This is a genomic window from Methylobacterium longum (assembly GCF_022179385.1).
GTDB lineage: Bacteria > Pseudomonadota > Alphaproteobacteria > Rhizobiales > Beijerinckiaceae > Methylobacterium > Methylobacterium longum.
In genome coordinates this window covers 1-21990 of sequence record NZ_BPQS01000025.1, presented here as the reverse complement: position 1 = coordinate 21990, position 21990 = coordinate 1, and the positions used below count along the sequence as shown (strand labels likewise).

The window sequence follows — 21990 nt, the reverse complement described above, 5'->3', positions numbered from 1 at the left end:
GCGCGGGTTTCGCGCCGCCACCACCCCGGAGACGGCTTCCCGCATGAATGATCCCGGGTCAACGGTCCCGGCCGCGACCCGGTGGCTCGACCCCGACGCGTCCGGCCTTGCGGAGGCGGCCGCGCTCCTGCGGGCGGGCGGCCTCGTCGCCTTTCCCACCGAGACCGTCTACGGGCTCGGCGCGGATGCCACGGACGCGGCCGCGGTGGCGCGGATCTTCGCCGCCAAGGAACGGCCGCGCTTCAACCCGCTGATCTCCCATCTTGCCGCGGTGCGGGCGGCCCTGGCCGAGGGCGTCTTCGACGCGCAGGCGCGCCGACTCGCCGAGGCCTTCTGGCCGGGTCCCCTCACGCTGGTGGTCCCGGCTCGCCCCGGCACGGCAATCTGCGATCTCGCCCGCGCCGGGTTGCCGAGCGTCGCCCTGCGGGTGCCGGCGCATCCGGTTGCCCAGGCGCTGCTGGCCGATGTCGGCCGTCCGGTGGCGGCGCCCTCGGCGAACCGGTCGGGTCGGGTCAGCCCGACCCGGGCCGCGCACGTACTCGACGACCTCGCGGGCCGGATCGCCGCGGTGCTCGACGGCGGTGACACGCCGGTGGGCGTCGAATCGACCGTGGTGGCCTGTCTCGGTGGTGTTCCGCGCCTGTTGCGGCCGGGGGGGGTCACCCGTGCCGCCCTGCGCGACGTCCTCGGTCTCGACCCGGCCGCCCCCGACGACGCGGATCCCGGACGGCCTGCCGCCCCCGGGATGCTCGCTTCGCACTACGCGCCCCGGGCGCGGGTGCGCCTCGACGCCCGGAGCGTGACGGCCGACGAGGCGGTGCTGCTGTTCGGAGAGGGGCGCCCCTCGGGCCACGAGCAGGCCTGCGCGGTCCGGAATCTCAGCCCGGCGGCCGATCTGGCCGAGGCGGCGGCCCGGCTGTTCGGAGCCTTGCGCGACCTCGATGCTTCGGGAGCCGCCACCATCGCGGTGGCGCCGATCCCGTCCGAGGGCCTGGGCGAAGCGATCCGCGACCGCCTCGCCCGGGCCGCCGCCCCGCGCTGACGGCGAAGATTTTTTTCGCCATCCGCGGAACGGACCTGTCTGCCGCCCGTTTATTGATCACGAAGGCCTTCTCAGCCCCCATTGGCCTTTTCCCCTTCAGGCTCGGAGCAATCCGAGCCTTTTTTCTTGGGCGCTGCTGAGGGAGGGGTTTCCCGTCAGGCGAGCTTGGCGGCGATCCCAGCGACGTGGCGGCCCTGGAAGCGGGCGCCCTCCAGCTCCACGGCGCTGGGCTGGCGCGAGCCGTCGCCGTCCGCGATGGTGCTGGCACCGTAGGGCGTGTTGCCCTTGACCGCCTCGACCCCGGCCTGCCCCTGGGAACTGTAGGGCAGCCCAACCACCACCATCCCGTGGTGGAACAGCACCGTGTGGAAGCTCGTCAGGGTCGTCTCCTGGCCGCCGTGCTGCGAGGCGGTGGAGGTGAAGACCGATCCGACCTTGCCGACCAGCGCACCCTTCATCCAGAGCCCGCCGGTCTGGTCGATGAACTGCTTCATCTGCGAGGCCATGTTGCCGTACCGGGTGGGCGTCCCGAAGATGATCGCGTCGTAATCGGGGAGTTCGGCCACGGTGGCGATCGGCGCCGCCTGATCGAGCTTGAAGTGATTCTGCCGGGCCGCTTCCTCCGGCACCAGTTCCGGCACGCGCTTCACTACGGCCTCGGCGCCGGCCTCCCGGGCGCCCTCGGCGACGGCGTAGGCCATCTGCTCTACGTGCCCGTAGCTTGAGTAGTACAGGACCAGAACCTTGGCCATGGGGTGATTCTCCCGCGTGCGTGACGATGCGCCGGCCGGATCACCGGCGGCGCGGTGCTCCTCCATGACGCGTTTCGCTGCTTGCAAAAATGCCCTCTGGTGCAAAACTGGGTTTGCACCAGAGCAAGGATACCGTCGTGCCGCTGGATTGGGACGAGTTCCGTTTCGTTAAGGCGGTGTCGGATTGTGCGGGGTTGACGGCCGCCGCCGCACGGCTCGGGATCAACCATTCCACGGCCTTCCGCAGGCTCTCGGCGCTCGAGGCCACGCTCGGAACGCGGCTGTTCGACCGCCTGCGCACCGGCTACGTGCCGACCGCCTGCGGGCGGGCGATGATCGAGGCGGCGACCCGGATCGAGGACGACATCACCCGGTTCGAGCGGGTGGCGGCGGGCCGCGGCGACACGCCGTCGGGCGAGTTGCGCGTGACCGCGCCGGCCGGCTTCGCGTCGAACCTGCTCATGCCGATGCTGGCGTCGTTCGGTGCGCGCTATCCGGACATCCGGATCGCCCTGATCCTGTCCGAGGACGCCCTCAACCTGTCGCGGCGGGACGCCGACGTGGCGATCCGGGTGACCCGCGACCCGAGCGAGACCTTGGTCGGGCGCCGGCTCGCCGCGGTGGCCTGGGCCGTCTACGGCCTGGCCACGCGCGACTACGGCGACTTGGCGGTGGAGGACTGGGTCAGCCCGGGCCCGAGCGTGGCGGGAGGCTCGTTCACGCCGTTCGTGGCGGCGCGGGCGCCGGCCGACCGGATCAGGCTGCGGATCAACACCGTCACCGGGCTCGACGCCGCGATCCTGGCAGGCCTGGGCGTCGGCCCCCTGCCCTGCTTCACCGCCGATGCCGATCCGGCGCTGCGCCGCCTGTCGGGTCCGCACCCGGAACTCGGCGCCGACCTCTGGGTGCTGACGCATCCGGATCTGCGCCACGCGGCGCGGGTCCGGGTCTTCATGGAGCATGTCGCGGAGGCGATCCTGCCGTTGCGGCCGCGCTTCGCGGGCGGCTGAACGGGCTCAGCGGATCTCGACCAACTCGACCTCGTGGCCGTTGACCTCGACCACGTCGCCCACCGTCTTTCCGGTGAGCGCGCGGGCCAGGGGCGCCACGTAGGAGATCGAACCCTTGTGCGGGTCAGCCTCGTCCTCGCCGACGATGTGGAAGGTCTGGCGCGTCTCCTTGCCGGACTCGTCTTCCCGCAGCACCGTGACGGTCGAGCCGAACTGAACCGTGTCGCCCCCCTTGGCCTCCACGAGTTGCGCGGTGTTCTTCCGCGCGGCCCAGTAGCGGAGGTCGCGTCCGATCCGGGAATCCTCGGCCTTGTCGGCGGGATCCAGGGACGCGACCTCCTTCTCTAAGCGCGCGACCTCGGCCTCGATCTGCGCGAGGCCTTCCGGCGTAACGAAGTTGGTATGGGGCGAGATCGGCCGGTCGGGCAGGTTCTCGAAAGCTTCCCCGCCCTCGGGCTCTTTGACGAATGCAACGCTCATGAAGCAAAAAACAAGGCTGGAACGGCAGCGGTTCCATGCAGGCGGGATTTAACCTACCTCCACCACGGTCCGGCCCCGGACCTTGCCGGCCAGGATCTCCGCACCGAGCCGGCCGACTTCCTCCAGGCGGACGCGACTCGTCATGGCGGCGAGCTTGCCGAGGTCGAGGTCGCGAGCGAGCCGCGCCCAGGCCTCGCGGCGCTTCTTCTGCGGAGTCGTGACGCTGTTGATGCCGAGCAGCGAGACGCCGCGCAAAATGAACGGGGCCACCGAGGTCGGCAGGTCCATGCCCTGCGCCAGCCCACAGGCCGCGACGGCGCCGTCGGCCTTGGTCATGGCCAGCACATTGGCGAGCGTGGTCGAGCCGACCGCATCGATGCCGGCCGCCCAGCGCTCCTTGCCGAGCGGCTTGCCGGGCTTCGCCAATTCGGCCCGGTCGAGAATCTCGGCGGCGCCGAGCCCCTTGAGGTAATCCGCTTCGCCATCCCGGCCCGTGGAGGCGATCACGTGCCAGCCCGCCCGCGCCAGCAGCGCCACCGCCACCGAGCCGACGCCGCCCGAGGCGCCGGTGACGATCACCGGTCCGTGGCCGGGCGTGACCCCGTGCGCGTCGAGCGCCATGCAGCACAGCATCGCGGTGTAGCCGGCGGTGCCGACCGCCATGGCCTGCTCGGGGGTAAGCCCCTGGGGCAGCGGCACCAGCCAGTCGCCCTTGACCCGGGCACGCTGCGCGTAGGCGCCGAGATGCGTCTCGCCGACGCCCCAGCCGGTGAGCACCACCGAATCACCCGGCTTGTACTCGGGATGGTCCGACGTCTCGACCACGCCGGAGAAGTCGATGCCGGGGATCATCGGGAAGCGACGGACCACGGGTGACGTGCCGGTGAGCGCGAGACCGTCCTTGTAGTTCAGGGTGGAGTGCGTGACCCGCACGGTGACGTCGCCGTCCATGAGGTCGGCGTCGTCGAAGTCCCGGAAGGCCAGATTCTGGCCGGCCTCGCTCTTCTCGACCACCCAGGCCTTGAACGTCCCCATCGACACCTCCTGCGTTGGGCGGTGAGGTGTCGCCGGGACGCCCGGAATCAAGGCGGCCGGGCCGGGATCAGTACCCTTCGTAACGGCTGCCGTAGGAGAAGCCGAGACCGACGCCGATATCCGACGCGCTGGCCCCGGTGATGCCCATCGCGTCCGGGATCGAACCGACCAGCGGTCCGCCATAGGCGGCCGGACGATAGCCGTAGCCGCCGTAGCCGCCGGCCGGCACCCAGCCGGCACGGGCCGGCGCCACCAGGACTCGGCGGCTGACGCTCGCGTATTCCGGCGGGATGGTCTCGGGGATCGACTGCGCCGGACGCACCAGTACGGTCCGGGTGCGGACGGCGAAGCGCGGCGGCGTGGTGACCCAGCAGCCGATCAGCTCACCGCCGGGGCCCCGGCTCGTCTGCCAGAACCGGCCACCGGGCGAGACCATCACGCGCTCGGACACGGTGTCGTAGACCGGCGGGGTGGTCCGGTAGACCGTGCGCGGCGGACGCACCAGCACGTTCTCCTGCACGGTGTCGTAGACCGGCGGCGTGACCACGTGGCGGTAGCATTCGGTTCCGTAGCAGCCGCCGGCCTGGGCGGGTGCGGCGAGCATCAGGCCGCCCAGGGCGGCGGCGAGAAGGGCGGTGCGAGCGACCGGCGCGGTCATGGAAGTCCTCTGGTACGCGATACAGCGAGAAGCGTCGCGATGGCGGCGCTCGTCTCGACGTACCAGAGGCCAGAGTCGTTGCCCGACTCGCAAGCATTATCGGGAACGAAGGTAAAATTAACCCTTGATTTCGACTGCTTAGTCGTCGCCTACCTAGGTAGCATTGTTCTGATTAACGATAGTCTCTCTTATGAAGTCCGGCGCGGTCTGCATCGTCTCAGGTCTGGCCGGCGCGCAGCTGGTAGAAGATGTGCCGGCCGATCACGTCCATCTTGCGCAGGCGGCGTGACCAGCCCGGCCGCACGTAGTCGGCGTGGTAGTGGGTCGCGGCGCCGACCTCGGCGAGGTAGGTCCGGCCCTCGATCACCGAGCGGGCGATGCGGGTCGCCGATTCCCAGGCGCCGGCATCGGTGATGCGCAGCGACTTGCCCTCACAGGCGAAGGAGAATTGGCAGCCCATGTAGTGGTGCCGGTTCTGGTAGACGACGCCGCAGACGCTGCTCGGATAGAGGCCGCTCTTGACGCGGTTGAGCACCACCTGGGCGACGGCGGCCTGACCGGCCTCCGGCTCGCTGCGCGCCTCGAAATAGACGGCCTCCGACAGGCAGCGCTGCTCCTTGTCGAGGGATTCCGGGTCGATCAGGTCGGCGTAGCGCCGCCGCGCGTCCTCCGGCACCGGCTGGACGCTGTCCGGGCGCTCGGTGCGGATCGCGAAATCGGGCAGCGCGAGGCTGGCCGCGGCGACTTCCACGGGGATCGCGTCCGCGGGTGCCGGAGTGGTGGACGACAGGGCGACCGCCCGGGGCACCGGCGGCGTCGAGCCGTCGAAGCGCGCGGGGTCGCCGTCCTCGGTGAGATCGGCCGTTCCCGCACCCGTGGAGGCGGCGCTGCCGGCGCCGGTGGTCAGGCCGAGATCGGGGACGGGCACGAAGGCGGCCTCCGGCTCCGAATCCGGATCCCAGACCGCCGAGCCCTGGGTCAGCACGCCGCTGACGCTGCCGGTCACGTCGCCGAACAGAAGGGCGGCCCCGGACTCGCGCAGGGCGGCGGCCCGGCGGGCGAAGCTCGCGGCCGGGGGCCGCGTCGGGTTGCCCTTGCCGGCCCGCTGGACCACGGGGAACACGTGCGCGCCGGTCTTGAACTCCGCCTGGGGCGGCTCGTCGCCGAGACGGCGCAGGCCGGCACCGATCAGGAGGGTGCCGGGCGGCAGCGCCGGCACCGTGTTGGCATCGATCACGCCGCGGCGACTCGACCCGATGGCGTTCTCCGTCCCGGCATCCGCGGTGAACGACACTAGGAGGCCGAGCCCGACCATCCAGGGCGTCATGGCCGCCGAGAGCCATCGCAGGCTCGATTCCCGTCGTCCTCGTCTCGTTCCCACAACGCCAGACCCGTACTCACGCACCCGAACCGACCCCAGCCTCCCCGTTTCCAGGGTCTTTGTGCGGCCGTGCGGGATTTATCGCCCGACATGGTTGAGGGCCGGTTAAGCCGGCGGCGTGGGCGCCGTCCCGCGCCGGGCGGCGGACAGCCTCCATCCTCGTCAGGGGGTGTTCCGACGCTGCGGAGCGGCGCCCGAATCCGGAATCGCGGAGGCGCCGAGATCCTGCGGGATCGTGGTGCCAGCGACCGCCCCCGCCCGGGCCGCGGGCGAATGCCGGCGGGTCCGAGGGCGACGTGTGGCCGAGGTACCCCGGGAACGAAAAAGGGCGGCCCGAAGGCCGCCCTCTCTCCTTTGGTTCTGCCGCCTGCCTCACTCGGCCGCGGCGGGCGGAAGCTCCTCGACCGGCATCGCGCCGCTCTCGGACTGCTTCTGCTGCAGGATCATCGCGTCACGACGGCGGGCGATGGAACGGATATCCGCCACCATCGAGCCGGTGCCGGCCGGGATCAGCGAGCCCACGATGACGTTCTCCTTGAGGCCTTCCAGGGTGTCGACCTTGCCGTTGACCGCCGCCTCCGTGAGGACGCGGGTGGTCTCCTGGAACGAGGCCGCCGAGATGAACGACTTCGTCTGCAGCGACGCCTTGGTGATGCCGAGCAGGACCGGGACGCCCTGGATCGGCTTCTTGCCCTCGGACAGAAGCTTCTCGTTGAAGTCGGTCAGCTCCGTCCGGTCGATCTGGTCACCCGCGAGGATGTCCGAGTCGCCGCCGTCGGTCACCTCGACCTTCTGCAGCATCTGGCGGACGATCACCTCAATGTGCTTGTCGTTGATCGACACGCCCTGGAGCCGGTAGACCTCCTGGATCTCGTTGACGAGGTAGGCCGCGAGTTCCTCCACGCCCTTGATCGCCAGGATGTCGTGCGGAGCCGGGTTTCCGTCGACGATGTAATCGCCGAGTTCGACCACGTCCCCGTCCTGCAGGTGGATGTGCTTGCCCTTCGGGATCAGGTACTCGACCGCCTCCGAGCCGTCATGCGGCGTCAGCGTGAGCCGACGCTTGTTCTTGTAGTCGCGGCCGAACGCGATGGTGCCCGACTTCTCGGCGATGATCGCCGCGTCCTTCGGGCGCCGGGCCTCGAACAGCTCCGCCACCCGCGGCAGACCGCCGGTGATGTCGCGGGTCTTGGCCGAGTCGGTCGAGACGCGGGCCAGGATGTCGCCGGCGTTGACCTTCGCACCCGGATCGAAGCCGATGATGGCGTCGACCGGCAGGAAGTAGCGGGCGTCCGAGCCGCGGGGCAGCTTGAGCGCCTTGCCGTCCCGATCGACCACGACCATCGCGGGCTTCAGGTCCGAGGTCCGGGCCGAACCACGCCAGTCGACGACGACGCGCTTGGCGATGCCGGTCGACTCGTCGGTGGTCTCGGTCATGGACTGGCCGTCGACCAGATCCTCGTAGGCCACGAGGCCGTCGACCTCGGTGAGGATCGGACGGGTGTAGGGATCCCATTCGGCGATCCGCTGCCCGCGCTTGATCTTGTCACCCTCGTCGACCCGGAGCTTGGCGCCGTACTGCAGGCGGTGGACCGCCCGCTCGACCCCGTCCGACCCGACGACGACCACCGCCACGTTGCGGCCGGTGGCGATCAGATCGCCATCGGAGTTCTTGGCGATCGCCCGGTTGCGGATCTTGATCGTGCCCTCGAAGCTCGACTCGATGAACGACGAGTCGGCGATCTGGGCCGCACCACCGATGTGGAAGGTGCGCATCGTCAGCTGCGTGCCCGGCTCGCCGATCGACTGCGCCGCGATGACGCCGACGGCCTCGCCCATGTTGACGGGCGTGCCGCGGGCGAGGTCGCGCCCGTAGCAGGTGGCGCAGACGCCGCTCTTGGTGGCGCAGACCAGCACCGAGCGAATCTTCACCTCCTGGATGCCGGCGGCGTTGATCGCCGGCAGGTGACGCTCCTCGATGGTCTCGCCGGTCTTGACGATCACCGTGCCGTCCGCGGCCACGAGATCCTCGGCCGTGGCGCGGCCCAGGATGCGGGTGGCCAGCGTCGCCACGACCTGGCCGGCATCGACGATGGCGCGCATCTTGATGCCGTTGGTCGTGCCGCAATCCACCTCGCGGATCACGGCGTCCTGGGCCACGTCGACGAGGCGGCGGGTCAGGTAGCCGGAGTTGGCGGTCTTCAGGGCGGTGTCGGCCAGGCCCTTACGGGCACCGTGCGTGGAGTTGAAGTACTCCAAAACGTCCAGGCCTTCCTTGAAGTTCGAGATGATCGGGGTTTCGATGATCTCGCCCGACGGCTTGGCCATGAGGCCGCGCATCGCCGCGAGCTGCTTCATCTGGGCGGGCGAGCCGCGGGCGCCGGAGTGGCTCATCATGTAGATCGAGTTGATCTGCTTGTCGGCGCCGTGCTCGTCCTTCTGGACCGCGGAGATGCGGCCCATCATCTCGGCGGCCAGCTTGTCCGAGCACTTGGCCCAGGCATCGACCACCTTGTTGTACTTCTCGCCCTGGGTGATCAGGCCGTCGTTGTACTGCTGCTCGTAGTCCTTCACGAGCGCGCGGGTCGTGTCGACGATCGACCACTTGTTCTCCGGCACGACCATGTCGTCCTTGCCGAACGAGATGCCGGCCTTGAACGCGTGGTTGAAGCCGAGCGCCATGATCCGATCACAGAAGATCACCGACTCCTTCTGACCGCAGTGGCGGTAGACGGTGTCGATCATCGCCGAGATCTCCTTCTTGGTCATCAGCTTGTTGACGACTTCGAAGGGCACCTTGGCGTGCTTCGGCAGGGCGCCGGACAGGATCACCCGCCCCGGCGTGGTCTCGTAGGTCTTGATCAGGGGCTGATTGTCCGGACCGATGCCCGTCCAGCGCCACTTGATCTTGGTGTGCAGCGACACGGCCTTGGCGGCCAGGGCGTGCTCCAGCTCGCCCATGTCGCCGTAGACGCCCTGCATCGGGTTCTTGGCGTTGTCCGCCTTGAACTCGCCCGGCATGCCCTCGGCCACGATCGACAGGTAGTAGAGGCCGAGAACGATGTCCTGGCTGGGCACGATGATCGGCTGACCGTTGGCCGGATGCAGGATGTTGTTCGTCGACATCATCAGGACGCGCGCTTCCAGCTGCGCCTCGAGCGACAGCGGGACGTGCACGGCCATCTGGTCGCCGTCGAAGTCGGCGTTGAACGCGGCGCAGACCAGCGGGTGCAGCTGGATCGCCTTGCCCTCGATCAGCTTCGGCTCGAAGGCCTGGATGCCGAGGCGGTGGAGCGTCGGCGCGCGGTTCAGCATCACCGGGTGCTCGCGGATCACCTCATCGAGGATGTCCCAGACCTCCGGCTTCTCCTTTTCAACCAATTTCTTGGCCTGCTTCACCGTGGCGGAGAAGCCCTTGGCGTCGAGGCGCGCGTAGATGAACGGCTTGAACAGCTCCAAGGCCATCTTCTTGGGCAGGCCGCACTGGTGCAGCTTCAGCTCCGGACCGACCACGATGACCGAGCGGCCCGAGTAGTCGACGCGCTTGCCGAGCAGGTTCTGGCGGAACCGGCCCTGCTTGCCCTTCAGCATGTCGGCGAGCGACTTCAGCGGGCGCTTGTTGGCACCCGTGATGACGCGGCCGCGGCGGCCGTTGTCGAACAAGGCGTCGACGGCCTCCTGCAGCATCCGCTTCTCGTTGCGGATGATGATGTCGGGGGCACGAAGCTCGATCAGCCGCTTCAGGCGGTTGTTGCGGTTGATGACCCGGCGGTACAGGTCGTTGAGGTCGGAGGTCGCGAAGCGGCCGCCGTCCAGCGGGACCAGCGGACGCAGGTCCGGCGGGATCACCGGCACGACCGTCAGGATCATCCATTCCGGCTTGTTGCCGGACATCTGGAAGGCCTCGATGATCTTGAGCCGCTTCAGGAGCTTCTTGGGCTTCAGCTCCGAGGTCGTGACCGCGATCTCCTCGCGCAGATCGTTGGCGATCTTGTCGAGGTCGAGCTCCTGCAGAATGCGCCGGATGGCCTCGGCGCCGATCATGGCGGTGAAGCTATCCTCGCCGTACTCCTCCTGGGCGCGCAGGTACTCCTCCTCGGACAGGAGCTGACGCTCCTTCAGGGGGGTGAGGCCCGGCTCGATGACGCAGTACGACTCGAAGTACAGGATCCGCTCGAGGTCCTTGAGCGCCATGTCGAGCAACAGGCCGATGCGCGAGGGCAGCGACTTGAGGAACCAGATATGCGCCACCGGGGCGGCCAGCTCGATATGACCCATGCGGTCGCGCCGGACGCGCGCGAGGGTGACCTCGACGCCGCACTTCTCGCAGATGACGCCCTTGTACTTCATGCGCTTGTACTTGCCGCACAAGCACTCGTAGTCCTTGATCGGCCCGAAGATGCGCGCGCAGAACAGGCCGTCGCGCTCGGGCTTGAAGGTCCGGTAGTTGATGGTCTCGGGCTTCTTGATCTCGCCGTACGACCAGGAGAGGATCTTCTCCGGGGACGAGATCGAGATCTTGATCTGGTCGAAGCTGACCGGCGTGGCCTGCTGGTTGAAAAGGTTCATGACCTCTTGGTTCATGATCCGCTCCTTGTTGACGCCGACAGCCCCGCGCCGGGCCACCGTGTCCTGAAAAAGATCCGGCGCCGCGCCCCGCGCGGGCGCTGCTCACCGTCGTCAAATCCGGAAGGCCCTTCCCCTCCCCGCTCGACCGTGGCGGCCCGAAGCCGCCACGGGAGGTGTGGTTCTCAGATCTACTCGGCCGCGTCCGCCGGCGGCTCAAGCTGATCGTTCGCCGCCTTCTTGGAGGAGGTGAGCTCGACGTTGAGGCCGAGCGAGCGCATCTCCTTGACGAGCACGTTGAAGCTCTCCGGGATGCCGGCCTCGAAGGTGTCGTCGCCGCGGACGATCGCCTCGTAGACCTTGGTGCGGCCGGCCACGTCGTCCGACTTCACCGTGAGCATCTCCTGCAGCGTGTAGGCCGCGCCGTAGGCCTCCAGCGCCCAGACCTCCATCTCGCCGAAGCGCTGGCCGCCGAACTGCGCCTTTCCGCCCAGCGGCTGCTGGGTGACGAGGGAGTACGGACCGATCGAGCGCGCGTGGATCTTGTCGTCCACGAGGTGGTGGAGCTTCAGCATGTAGATGTAACCCATCGTGACCTTGCGGTCGAAGGGCTCGCCGGTGCGCCCGTCGTAGAGCGTCGACTGCGCCGAGCGGTCGAGCCCGGCCATCTCCAGCATCTGCTCGATGTCGGCCTCCTTGGCGCCGTTGAACACCGGAGTGGCCATCGGCACGCCGCGGCGGACGTTGTTGCCGGCCTCGGCCAGCTCCTCGTCCGTCAGGCCGTCGAGCTCGCCCGGGGAGTAGATCGCCGTCATCTCCTCCCGCAGCGGCGCGATGTCCTGCGACTTCAGATAGGCATCCACCGCCTTCGACACCTTGCGACCCAGGCCCGCAGCCGCCCAGCCCAGGTGCGTCTCCAGGATCTGGCCGACGTTCATGCGCGAGGGCACGCCCAGCGGGTTGAGCACGATGTCGGCATGCGTCCCGTCCTCGAGGAACGGCATGTCCTCGATCGGCACGATCCGCGACACGACACCCTTGTTGCCGTGACGGCCGGCCATCTTGTCGCCGGGCTGGATCTTGCGCTTCACCGCCACGAAGACCTTGACCATCTTCATGACGCCGGGGGGCAGCTCGTCGCCGCGCTGCAGCTTCTCGACCTTGTCGAGGAAGCGCTGCTCGAGGCGCTTCTTCGACTCGTCGTACTGCTTCTGCATCGCCTCCATCTCGGTCATGAGACGGTCCTCGATGACGGCGAACTGCCACCATTGCGAGCGCGGGTAGTCGTTGATCAGCTCGCGGGTGAGCGTGGTGTCCTTCTTGAAGCCCTTCGGGCCGGCCACCGGCGCCTGGCCGATCAGCACGTCCGCCAGGCGGGCGTAGGTGTTGCGGTCGAGGATCGCCTGCTCGTCGTCGCGGTCCTTGGCGAGGCGCTCGATCTCCTCGCGCTCGATCGCCTGGGCGCGCTCGTCCTTGTCGACGCCGTGGCGGTTGAACACCCGGACCTCGACGATCGTGCCCGTGACGCCCGGCGGAACCCGCAGGGAGGTGTCGCGCACATCCGAGGCCTTCTCGCCGAAGATGGCGCGGAGCAGCTTCTCCTCCGGCGTCATCGGGCTCTCGCCCTTCGGGGTGATCTTGCCGACGAGGATGTCGCCGGCGTTCACCTCGGCACCGATGTAGACGATGCCGGCCTCGTCGAGGTTCTTGAGCGCTTCTTCCGAAACGTTCGGGATGTCGCGGGTGATCTCCTCCGGCCCGAGCTTGGTGTCGCGGGCCATCACCTCGAATTCCTCGATGTGGATCGAGGTGAACACGTCATCCTTCACGATCCGCTCGGAGAGCAGGATCGAGTCCTCGAAGTTGTAGCCGTTCCACGGCATGAACGCGACGAGCACGTTCCGGCCGAGCGCCAGCTCGCCGAACTCGGTCGAGGGACCGTCGGCGATGATCTCGCCCTTCTTCACGAACTCGCCGACGCGGACGAGCGGCTTCTGCGTGATGCAGGTCGACTGGTTGGAGCGCTGGAACTTCTGTAGGCGGTAGATGTCGACGCCCGGCTTGTTGGCGTCGGCCTCCTCGGTGGCGCGGATGACGATACGGGTGGCGTCCACCTGGTCGATGATGCCGGCCCGGCGGGCCGCGATGGCGGCGCCGGAATCCCGGGCGACCACCGCCTCCATGCCGGTGCCCACGAACGGGGCGTCGGCGCGGACCAGCGGCACCGCCTGGCGCTGCATGTTCGAGCCCATGAGGGCGCGGTTGGCGTCGTCGTTCTCCAGGAACGGGATCAGCGCCGCGGCGACCGAGACGAGCTGCTTGGGCGAGACGTCCATGAGGTCGACGCGCTCAGGGCCCACGACGATCACGTCGCCGGCCCGGCGGCAGACCACGAGGTCCTCCGTCAGCTTCTTGTTCTCGTCCATCTGGGCGTTGGCCTGGGCGACGTAGTACTTCGCCTCCTCCATGGCCGACAGGTACGCGACCTCGTTGGTGACCACGCCGTCGCGCACGCGGCGGAACGGGGTCTCGATGAAGCCGTACTTGTTCACCCGCGCGAAGGTGGCCAGCGAGTTGATCAGGCCGATGTTCGGGCCTTCCGGCGTCTCGATCGGGCAGATGCGGCCGTAGTGGGTCGGGTGCACGTCGCGCACCTCGAAGCCGGCGCGCTCGCGGGTCAGACCGCCCGGGCCGAGGGCCGACAGGCGGCGCTTGTGCGTCACCTCGGAGAGCGGGTTGGTCTGATCCATGAACTGCGACAGCTGCGACGAGCCGAAGAACTCGCGCACGGCGGCGGCCGCGGGCTTCGCGTTGATCAGGTCCTGCGGCATGACCGTGTCGATGTCGACCTGGCTCATGCGCTCGCGGATGGCGCGCTCCATGCGCAGGAGGCCCAGGCGGTACTGGTTCTCCATGAGCTCGCCCACCGAGCGGACGCGGCGGTTGCCGAGATGGTCGATGTCGTCGACCTCACCCTTGCCGTCGCGCAGCTCCACGAGCGCCTTGACCACCGCCAGCATGTCCTCCTTGCGGAGCGTGCGCACGGTGTCGGCGGCATCAAGGTCGAGGCGCATGTTCATCTTCACGCGGCCGACCGCCGAGAGGTCGTAGCGCTCGGAATCGAAGAACAGCGAGTGGAACATCGCCTCGGCGGTGTCGAGCGTCGGCGGCTCGCCCGGGCGCATGACCCGGTAGATGTCGAACAGCGCACCCTCGCGGCCGGAATTCTTGTCCACCGCCAGCGTGTTGCGGATGTAGGGACCGACGTTGACGTGGTCGATGTCGAGCACCGGCAGCTCGGTGGTGCCGACGTCCTCGAGGCTCTTCAGGAGCTTCTCGGTGACCTCTTCGCCAGCCTCGGCCCAGATCTCGCCGGTCTGCGCGTTGACCAGATCCTCGGCGATGTACTGGCCGACGAGGTCCTCGTCGGTCGCCTTGAGGAACTTGGTGCCCTTGTCGGTGATCTGGCGCGCGTTGCGGGCGTTGAGCTTCTTGCCGGCCTCGAGAACGACCTCGCCGGAATCGGCGTCGATCAGGTCGACCGTGGCCTTCATGCCCTTCATGCGCTCGGCATCGAACGGCACGCGCCACTCGGTGCCGTCCCGGTCGTAGATCACCTTGTTGTAGAAGGTCGACAGGATCTCCTCGCCGTCGAGGCCCAGGGCGTAGAGCAGCGACGTCGCCGGCAGCTTGCGCTTCCGGTCGATGCGGACGTGCACGATGTCCTTGGCGTCGAACTCGACGTCCAGCCAGGAGCCCCGGTACGGGATGATGCGGGCGGCGAACAGGAGCTTGCCCGACGAGTGGGTCTTGCCCTTGTCGTGGTCGAAGAACACGCCCGGCGAGCGGTGCATCTGCGAGACGATGACGCGCTCGGTGCCGTTGACGATGAAGGTGCCGTTCTCCGTCATCAGGGGCATGTCGCCCATGTAGACGTCCTGCTCCTTGATGTCCTTGACCGACTTGGCCTGGGTGTCGGGATCGACATCGAACACGATGAGGCGGAGCGTCACCTTCAGCGGCGCCGCGAAGGTGATGCCGCGCTGGCGGCACTCGTCCACGTCGTACTTGGGCGCCTCGAAGGTGTAGCGCACGAATTCGAGAAGGGCCGTGGAGGCGAAGTCGGAGATCGGGAACACCGACTTGAACACGCTCTGCAGCCCCTCGTCGCCGCGCCCGCCTTCGGGCTCGTCGACCATCAGGAACTGGTCGTAGGACGCCTTCTGAACCTCGATGAGGTTCGGCATCTCGGCAACTTCCTTGATCTTGCCGAAGAACTTCCGAATGCGCTTGCGACCGACCAGCGTGTTGGCCATGTGACCTCGCTCCTACCCGCGTACCTCTCGCCCGGGGAAGCGTTCCCGAAAGGGACCTCCCGCACCGGGCCGCGACGCGCGCCCCGCCGGGCCGCGCCACCGAACCGAATCTCTCGCCGGCCCCTTCCGGGACCATCCGCCGAAGCGGCCTAAAGCCCGCGGGCGCAACACCCGCGGGCTCCGGTCACGACAGGCCCGAAGCGGGCCTCCGTGAGTTGACGGGCCGGAACCGGCCCATCGTCGACTTACTTGAGCTCGATCTTGGCGCCAGCCTTCTCGAGCTGGGCCTTGAGCTTCTCGGCCTCGTCCTTGGCGACGCCTTCCTTGACCGGCTTCGGCGCGCCCTCGACGAGGTCCTTGGCTTCCTTGAGGCCCAGCCCGGTGATCGCGCGGACCTCCTTGATGACCTCGATCTTCTTGTCGCCGGCGGCGGCGAGGACGACCGTGAACTCGGTCTGCTCCTCGACGGCGGCGGCGCCACCACCGGCGGCCGGGCCGGCGGCCACGGCGACGGCAGCGGCGGCCGAGACGCCCCACTTCTCTTCGAGCATCTTGGCCAGGTCAGCGGCCTCGAGCACGGTCAGCGAGGACAGGTCGTCGACGAGCTTGGCAAGATCAGCCATTTTGAATTCCTCTCAGATATCGGTTCGAACGGGTGATTTTTGAAGGGCCTCAGGCGGCCTCGTCCTTGGTGGCATAGGCCCCGAACACGCGGGCGAGCTTGGCCGCCGGCGCATTGACGACCTGAGCGATCTTCGTCGCGGGCGCCTGCACGAGGCCCACGATCTTGGCGCGCAGTTCGTCGAGGGACGGGAGCGAGGCGAGGGCCTTCACGCCGTCCAGGTTCAGGGCGGTCGCACCCATCGCGCCGCCAAGAATCACGAGCTTGTCGTTCGTCTTGGCGAAGTCGACCGCGACCCTGGCGGCGGCGACCGGATCGCCCGAATAGGCGAGCAGGGTCGGGCCCTTTAGGAGCGGCTTGATGGAGGCGACGTCGGTGCCATCGAGTGCGATGCCGGCGAGGCTGTTCTTGGCGACCTTCACGGTGGCGCCGGCCTGCTTCATCTGCGAACGCAGCTTCTGCATGTCGGCGACCGTGAGGCCCTTGTAGTGGGCCACGACGACGACGGCGCTCTGATTGAACACGCCGTTGAGCGTCGAGACGAGATCAGCTTTAGCTGTCCGGTCCACTGGGCTCTCTCCGGTTGGCGGAACCCGAATTCGGGCCCGCCGGTTGCACATGCCGCCCGGACGTTCTCTCGGCCTAGAGACCGTGAACGTCCGAACGACGCTTCGCGGCCCTGTCCCCGCGCGTGCCCCGGAAGGCCGCCTCGGGCGAGTTGGTTCAAACCGATACCCCTCCGCGACCCAGGGCCGAGGCGAGGCTTTTCGAAATTCGGTCTTCCCCGTCTGTGCAGGCGGTGGGGATTAAGCCGGCGAACCGGCACCTGCAGTCTCGGACAGGACATGGCCGGGCAAGGCTCCGCGGGGCTCGTGGCCCCTCGGATCCTGCCAGCCTTTGCCTCCCGGTTGCCCGGGCGACATTTCGAACGGAAACCGGCCGATCGGCCGTCTCCCTTAGTGACGATGAAATGCGTGAGGCGCGGTGTATAGAGCCTAGCAAGCCGCCTGCCAAGGGCCGAAGCGCGACTTTTCCGCCGCAGGCAAGGGCTTGCGGCGGAGCCGAGCCGGCCATGGTCGGCCCGGAGTCCAGCCCGGCGCCGCTAGGCCGCCTCGCGCTCCGGCGCCAGCTTGCGACGGGCCGCCTCCCACCAGCTCCGGTCGCGGGCCTCCTTCGCCTCCGCGGCCTTGGCGGCGTAGAAGGAGGCGTTGTGCTCGCCGCGCAGGGCCTCGCGGGTGAAGCGGATCAGGTGATGGGCCACGAAGCCCATGTTGAACACCGCCTCAATCTGCCCGCGCTTCAGCGCGTAGCCGGCCGCACTCCAGAACGGACGGCGATAATCCGAGAAGATCCCGACCCGCGTGATGATGTTGAAGCCGAGGATCAGCCCGCGCCGCAGGTTGGTGAAGGTCAGCTTGCCGGCGGTCGGCGTGGTGATGCGGTTCGGATAGGTCACCGCGCACTGGTGCTTGAAGCGCTCGAAGATCTTGTCCGGCTCGTAGGCATGCGCGATCGCCCGGCGCCAGCTCTTCACGACCGAATCGTGCGGGCGCTTGAACAGGACGTTCGACTCCAGGCTCGCGTCGTGCAGGAGCCGTCCCTCCCGCTCCAGCCGATCCCAGAGCGGGGTCTTGGGCAGGGCCTGGAGCAGGTTGATGGTCAGCACGGGGATGGCCGAGCGGTCGATGAAGTCGATCAGATTCTGCTCGGATTTGTCGGTGTCGGAGTCGAGGCCCAGGATGATGCCCGAGGTCACCTCGAGCCCGTAGGCATTGAGGGTCTCGATGGCCTCGTACATGGGCACGGCGGCGTTGTGGGTCTTGTCGATGCCCTTGAGGGCCTCCGTCTCCGGCGTCTCGATCCCCACGAACACCGTCATGAAGTTGGCCTGCCGCATCAGCTCGAGGATCTCGGGCTGCTTGGCCATGTTGAGCGTCGCCTCGCAGGCGAACTGGAGCGGGTAATCGTTCTTCTTCTGCCACGCCACCAGGTGCGGCAGCATCTCGCGGGTCGCCTTGCGGTTGGCGATGAAATTGTCGTCCACGAAGTAGACCACCGCCGGGTGGCCCGGCTGGCTGATGATCGCGTCGAGCTCGGCGCACATCTGCTCGGGGCTCTTCAGCCGCGGCTGGCGCCCGTAGAGCTGCGGGATGTCGCAGAACTCGCAGCGATACGGGCAGCCCGAGGAGAATTGCAGGGAGCCGATCAGGTAGCGCTTGAGCGGCGCCGCCTCGTAGGCCGGGGCCGGGAAGTCCGCGAGTGCGAGGCGCTCCTTGGTCTCTAGCACCACCTGGGCGGGCGGTGGCGTCAGGTCGGCGTCGAGGCGCGTGACCAGCTGGTCGGTGGCGTCGCCGATCTCGCCCACGTGGAGGTAGTCGAAATCGCCGTACTTCTCCGGGGCGCCCGAGACGGACGGCCCGCCCAGCACCGTGACCTTGCCGGCCGCGCGGGCGCGGTCGCGGATGTCGTGGATCTGCGGTTCCTGGATGTGCATCCCGGAGACGAAGACCGCGTCCGCCCAGGCGAAATCGGCCGGGCCGGCGCGGCGGATATTCTCATCGACGAACCGACATTCCCACGTCTCCGGCATGTAGGCCGCGATCAGCAGCAGCCCCTGCGGCGGCATGAACGCCTTGACGCCGCCCATCAGCGGGTAGGCGTGGGAGAATGTCCCGAAGGAGGGTGTGTAGGCGGGAAAGACGCACAGGATGCGTCGCTTGGAGGTGACCGTCAGGGTGCATCGCATGGCGGCCTATCTAGCACAGCTATTCGGATTGGCGCCCCCTCCGCGGTTGAGAATGGCGTGAGGCACGAAGGTTCTGAGCCGCGATTGCCGCTTGCCTCCGGGCCGCGCCCGCGATCGGCCTCGGCTGCGCCCATTCCTGTCCGCAAACGGGACCGCAAGGGATAATTCGCCGCGCCCCGGCCGGGACGCGTGGAGCGCCGTCGAGGGTGATCCGGAATCCATCGGCCCCGGCCCCGGTGCGGTGCCCTCGGCCCTGCGCACGATCGCGCCAAACCCGAGACGGGCGTGCCGTAGCCCGGTTCGCCAGGATGTCGAGGGGGACATCCGCCCTTCGAGATCCCCGCAACGGAAAACGCCCGGCCGTCTCCGGCCGGGCGCTCCGCAGGGCTGACGATCCGCCCGGTATCAGGCGGTCAGGACCGTGTTCGGCTCGACCTTCACGCCCGGGCCCATCGTCGAGGTGACGGCGATGCGCTGGACGTAGGTGCCCTTGGCGCCCGCGGGCTTCGCCTTGGCGACGGCGTCCGCGAAGGCCTTGATGTTCTCGACGAGCTTGTCGGCGTCGAACGAGACCTTGCCGACGCCCGCATGGACGATGCCGGCCTTCTCGACGCGGAACTCCACCGAGCCGCCCTTGGCGCCGGCGACGGCGCTCTTCACGTCCATGGTGACGGTGCCGACCTTGGGGTTCGGCATCAGGCCGCGCGGGCCCAGCACCTTACCGAGACGGCCGACCAGCGGCATCATGTCGGGGGTCGCGATGCAGCGATCGAAGTCGATCTTGCCGCTCTGCACGATCTCCAGGAGATCCTCGGCGCCGACGATGTCGGCACCCGCGGCCTTGGCGTCGTCCGCCTTGGCGCCGCGGGCGAAGACCGCAACCCGCACCGTCCGGCCGGAGCCGTTCGGCAGGTTGCAGACGCCGCGGACCATCTGGTCGGCGTGACGCGGATCGACGCCGAGATTCATCGAGACCTCGACAGTCTCGTCGAACTTCGCGGTCGCCCGCTCCTTCACGAGCTTGATCGCCTCGTCGAGGGCGTAGAGCTTCGTGACCTCGATGCCCTCGCGGGCGGCGCGGATGCGCTTGCCTTCCTTAGCCATGATGTCCTCCCTCAGGCCGTGACTTCGAGGCCCATGGCCCGGGCGGAGCCGCGGATCATGGCAACGGCCGACTCGATCGAGTCGCAGTTGAGGTCGGGCATCTTCTTCTCGGCGATCTCGCGGAGCTGCGCCTCGGAGATCTTGCCGACGGTCGGGCCCTTGCCCGGGGTCTTGGAGCCGGAGGCCGGCTTCTTGCCGAGCTTCAGGCCGACGGCCTTCTTCAGGAAGAAGGTGACCGGGGGCTGCTTCATCTCGAAGGTGAAGGAGCGGTCCTGATACGCGGTGATGATCACCGGGATCGGGGTGCCCTTCTCCATCTGCGCCGTCTTCGCGTTGAAGGCCTTGCAGAATTCCATGATGTTGAGGCCGCGCTGACCGAGCGCGGGACCGATCGGCGGCGACGGGTTCGCCGCGCCGGCCGGGACCTGAAGCTTCACGTAGCCCGTGATCTTCTTCGCCATGGGACTGCTCCCAATGAGAATCCGCCCCCACGCGGCCTGAAGCGCGGCGGGTCGGACGGTTGCAGGTCGCGGTGCGAGCCGTGGATCCCGGAGGCGAGGCCGGGCGGTTCTCCCGCGGATGATGCCGCTTCCTCAGGGGGGAGCGGCAAAGTCACGGCCGCCGCTCAGCGGCGGCCGGAACGTGGGGGCAGCCCCTCGGCCGCCGAAGCCCGGAGCCTCAGGCCTTCTCGACCTGGGCGTATTCGAGCTCCACCGGGGTGGCGCGGCCGAAGATCGACACGGCCACCTTGAGGCGGGAGCGGGCCTCGTCGATCTCCTCGACGGTGCCGTTGAAGCTGGCGAAGGGGCCGTCGGCGACCCGGACGGTCTCACCGATCTCGAAGGACACCGAGGGCTTGGGCCGGTCGACGCCCTCGGCGACCTGTCCCTTGATCCGCTCGGCCTCGGCGTCGGGGATCGGCACCGGCTTCGACTTGTCGGCGCCGAGAAAGCCCGTGACCTTCGGGGTGTTCTTGATGAGGTGATAGACCTCGTCGGTCAGGTCGCACTTCACCAGCACGTAGCCGGGGAAAAACTTGCGCTCGGCATCGACCTTCCGGCCGCGGCGCACCTCCACGACCTTCTCGGTCGGGACCATCACCTCGTCGAACAGCTCGGTCAGCCCGCGCTGAGCCGCCTGATCCTTGATGGACTGGGCGACCTTGTTCTCGAAGTTCGAGTAGGCGTGGACGATGTACCAGCGCTTCGACACGGTTCCGTTCAACTCCGACAAGTCCGCGGGGCCCTCCCCGATCGGCGGCGGGCCGCCCTCGGGCGCCCGCGATTCAGACGCCCAGGATGAGGCCGACCACGAACCGCAGCGCCTGATCCACCACCGTGAAGAACAGGCTCGCGGCCACGACCATCACGAAGACCATGATGGTCGTGATGGTGGTCTCCCGACGGCTGGGCCACGTGACCTTGCGGGCCTCGTCGCGAACCTGCGCGAAGAACTCGCCCGGGGTGGCGCGCTTCTGCGGCACCCGGGCCGGCGTGGCCGGCCGGGCCGGCGGCGGGTTCGCGGGACCGCGGGCCGCGCCGCGCACCAGGTCCACCTTCTTGGTCGCTTCGTTCGATGCCATGGCGCCAGTGTCTGTGCGTGTTCGGCCCCGAGGCAGAGACCGCGTCCGGGAATGCGAATGTCGGCGCCGAGGACCCGGATGGGTCCGCACCGACGGTCGCTTCAGATCTCGGATTGGGCTCGCTCTAGCGCAACTCCCCCGGCTTGTCGACCGGGCCGCCGCGCGGGATCGGGCTGAATGTCTGGCAGGAGTGGAGGGACTCGAACCCGCAACCTCCGGTTTTGGAGACCGGCGCTCTGACCAGTTGAGCTACACTCCTAGCGCACCGCCCAATGCCTCATCGCGATCCGGCTTGCAAGGGGTTGCTTGGGGTTGCGTGCGGGAAGCGATGTCGCCCGGCAACGGGAGGACGCCGCCTGGGCGTGCATCCGGGGGCGCCCCTGTCGGTACCCGTCGCCGGATCCCTGCCTTGCGCCGGCGCCGCACGCGGACGCGGGTGGATCGGTGGTGCGTGCCGGAACCCGATCCACGGGCCTCGCGCAGGAAGCGCCTCGACGTCCGTCCGGAAAAAGAACGCCGGCCCCCGCTCGAGTCGGAGGCCGGCGTCGACGATGCGGCGCGTCGCGGCGCGCCGAACCGGATCTCAGTCGTTGATGGCGGCGACGACGCCGGCGCCGACGGTGCGGCCGCCCTCGCGGATGGCGAAGCGCAGCTTCTCCTCCATGGCGACCGGCACGATCAGGACCACGTCCATGG

General features: G+C 68.5%; 17 protein-coding genes and 1 tRNA gene. 2 read left to right on the top strand and 16 right to left on the bottom strand.

The annotated features are described in order from the left end of the window. Positions 1–43 precede the first annotated feature (43 nt). Positions 44–1042 carry an L-threonylcarbamoyladenylate synthase gene (locus tag MFF58_RS19750; RefSeq protein WP_238290565.1) on the top strand — a complete coding sequence of 333 codons (999 nt, stop codon included), beginning with the start codon at positions 44–46 and terminating at the stop codon, positions 1040–1042. Between the two features lie 155 nt (positions 1043–1197). On the opposite strand, the gene wrbA is transcribed toward MFF58_RS19750, so the two are convergent. Then, on the bottom strand, positions 1198–1794 hold the full coding sequence (gene wrbA, locus MFF58_RS19745; protein ID WP_238290564.1) for an NAD(P)H:quinone oxidoreductase: 597 nt from the start codon (positions 1792–1794) through the stop codon (positions 1198–1200). 137 nt (positions 1795–1931) lie between these two features. On the opposite strand from wrbA, the gene MFF58_RS19740 reads away from it, so the two are divergent. Continuing rightward, positions 1932–2804: a LysR family transcriptional regulator gene (locus tag MFF58_RS19740; protein WP_238290563.1), complete on the top strand. Its 873-nt coding sequence runs from the start codon at positions 1932–1934 to the stop codon at positions 2802–2804. A gap of 6 nt (positions 2805–2810) precedes the next feature. Here the strand turns inward: MFF58_RS19740 and greA are convergent, their stop codons facing one another. The 15 genes from greA to MFF58_RS19665 form a co-directional block, all read right to left on the bottom strand. Beyond that, the gene (gene greA, locus MFF58_RS19735) at positions 2811–3284 is read right to left on the bottom strand and encodes a transcription elongation factor GreA (RefSeq protein ID WP_238290562.1); all 474 of its coding nucleotides are present in this window, start codon (positions 3282–3284) and stop codon (positions 2811–2813) included. A 48-nt stretch (positions 3285–3332) separates the two neighbouring features. Continuing rightward, entirely contained in the window at positions 3333–4319 is a 987-nt protein-coding gene (gene acuI / locus MFF58_RS19730) for an acrylyl-CoA reductase (NADPH) (protein WP_238290561.1), read from the bottom strand. A 67-nt stretch (positions 4320–4386) separates the two neighbouring features. Next, positions 4387–4977 (bottom strand): hypothetical protein, encoded by a 591-nt coding sequence (locus tag MFF58_RS19725; protein WP_238290560.1) that lies wholly within the window; start codon positions 4975–4977, stop codon positions 4387–4389. A 217-nt stretch (positions 4978–5194) separates the two neighbouring features. Then, positions 5195–6292, bottom strand: coding sequence for a cell wall hydrolase (locus tag MFF58_RS19720; protein WP_238290622.1), 1098 nt, complete (start codon positions 6290–6292; stop codon positions 5195–5197). 438 nt (positions 6293–6730) lie between these two features. Next, on the bottom strand, positions 6731–10942 hold the full coding sequence (gene rpoC / locus MFF58_RS19715) for a DNA-directed RNA polymerase subunit beta' (protein ID WP_238290559.1): 4212 nt from the start codon (positions 10940–10942) through the stop codon (positions 6731–6733). Positions 10943–11115: 173 nt separating this feature from the next. Next, positions 11116–15240 (bottom strand): DNA-directed RNA polymerase subunit beta, encoded by a 4125-nt coding sequence (gene rpoB / locus MFF58_RS19710; RefSeq protein ID WP_238290558.1) that lies wholly within the window; start codon positions 15238–15240, stop codon positions 11116–11118. Between the two features lie 245 nt (positions 15241–15485). Continuing rightward, positions 15486–15863: a 50S ribosomal protein L7/L12 gene (gene rplL, locus MFF58_RS19705; RefSeq protein WP_238290556.1), complete on the bottom strand. Its 378-nt coding sequence runs from the start codon at positions 15861–15863 to the stop codon at positions 15486–15488. Between the two features lie 49 nt (positions 15864–15912). Next, entirely contained in the window at positions 15913–16431 is a 519-nt protein-coding gene (gene rplJ, locus MFF58_RS19700) for a 50S ribosomal protein L10 (RefSeq protein ID WP_238290555.1), read from the bottom strand. 533 nt (positions 16432–16964) lie between these two features. Further along, a complete protein-coding gene (locus tag MFF58_RS19695) occupies positions 16965–18608 on the bottom strand; it encodes a B12-binding domain-containing radical SAM protein (RefSeq protein ID WP_238290553.1) in 1644 nt (547 codons plus the stop codon). 405 nt (positions 18609–19013) lie between these two features. Next, complete coding sequence (gene rplA / locus MFF58_RS19690; protein WP_238290551.1) at positions 19014–19712, bottom strand: 50S ribosomal protein L1; 699 nt, start codon at positions 19710–19712, stop codon at positions 19014–19016. 11 nt (positions 19713–19723) lie between these two features. After that, positions 19724–20173 (bottom strand): 50S ribosomal protein L11, encoded by a 450-nt coding sequence (gene rplK, locus MFF58_RS19685; RefSeq protein WP_043348285.1) that lies wholly within the window; start codon positions 20171–20173, stop codon positions 19724–19726. Positions 20174–20390: 217 nt separating this feature from the next. After that, positions 20391–20924 (bottom strand): transcription termination/antitermination protein NusG, encoded by a 534-nt coding sequence (gene nusG / locus MFF58_RS19680; protein WP_238290620.1) that lies wholly within the window; start codon positions 20922–20924, stop codon positions 20391–20393. Between the two features lie 73 nt (positions 20925–20997). Next, complete coding sequence (gene secE, locus MFF58_RS19675) at positions 20998–21294, bottom strand: preprotein translocase subunit SecE (protein ID WP_238290550.1); 297 nt, start codon at positions 21292–21294, stop codon at positions 20998–21000. A 182-nt stretch (positions 21295–21476) separates the two neighbouring features. Then, positions 21477–21553: transfer RNA gene (locus MFF58_RS19670), tRNA-Trp, on the bottom strand. 324 nt (positions 21554–21877) lie between these two features. After that, the coding region (locus MFF58_RS19665; RefSeq protein WP_488803235.1) for an EF-Tu C-terminal domain-related protein at positions 21878–21990 on the bottom strand (113 nt) is incomplete at its 5' end.

What these genes read in the sequence shown, in the direction of transcription:
- rpoC (WP_238290559.1), bottom strand. Translation starts at nt 10,942, where the DNA reads ATGAACCAAGAGGTCATGAACCTTTTCAACCAGCAGGCCACGCCGGTC.
- MFF58_RS19720 (WP_238290622.1), bottom strand. Translation starts at nt 6,292, where the DNA reads ATGGTCGGGCTCGGCCTCCTAGTGTCGTTCACCGCGGATGCCGGGACG.
- greA (WP_238290562.1), bottom strand. Translation starts at nt 3,284, where the DNA reads ATGAGCGTTGCATTCGTCAAAGAGCCCGAGGGCGGGGAAGCTTTCGAG.
- rplL (WP_238290556.1), bottom strand. Translation starts at nt 15,863, where the DNA reads ATGGCTGATCTTGCCAAGCTCGTCGACGACCTGTCCTCGCTGACCGTG.
- MFF58_RS19725 (WP_238290560.1), bottom strand. Translation starts at nt 4,977, where the DNA reads ATGACCGCGCCGGTCGCTCGCACCGCCCTTCTCGCCGCCGCCCTGGGC.
- rplK (WP_043348285.1), bottom strand. Translation starts at nt 20,173, where the DNA reads ATGGCGAAGAAGATCACGGGCTACGTGAAGCTTCAGGTCCCGGCCGGC.
- MFF58_RS19750 (WP_238290565.1), top strand. Translation starts at nt 44, where the DNA reads ATGAATGATCCCGGGTCAACGGTCCCGGCCGCGACCCGGTGGCTCGAC.
- MFF58_RS19695 (WP_238290553.1), bottom strand. Translation starts at nt 18,608, where the DNA reads ATGCGATGCACCCTGACGGTCACCTCCAAGCGACGCATCCTGTGCGTC.
- acuI (WP_238290561.1), bottom strand. Translation starts at nt 4,319, where the DNA reads ATGGGGACGTTCAAGGCCTGGGTGGTCGAGAAGAGCGAGGCCGGCCAG.
- secE (WP_238290550.1), bottom strand. Translation starts at nt 21,294, where the DNA reads ATGGCATCGAACGAAGCGACCAAGAAGGTGGACCTGGTGCGCGGCGCG.
- wrbA (WP_238290564.1), bottom strand. Translation starts at nt 1,794, where the DNA reads ATGGCCAAGGTTCTGGTCCTGTACTACTCAAGCTACGGGCACGTAGAG.
- rplA (WP_238290551.1), bottom strand. Translation starts at nt 19,712, where the DNA reads ATGGCTAAGGAAGGCAAGCGCATCCGCGCCGCCCGCGAGGGCATCGAG.
- rpoB (WP_238290558.1), bottom strand. Translation starts at nt 15,240, where the DNA reads ATGGCCAACACGCTGGTCGGTCGCAAGCGCATTCGGAAGTTCTTCGGC.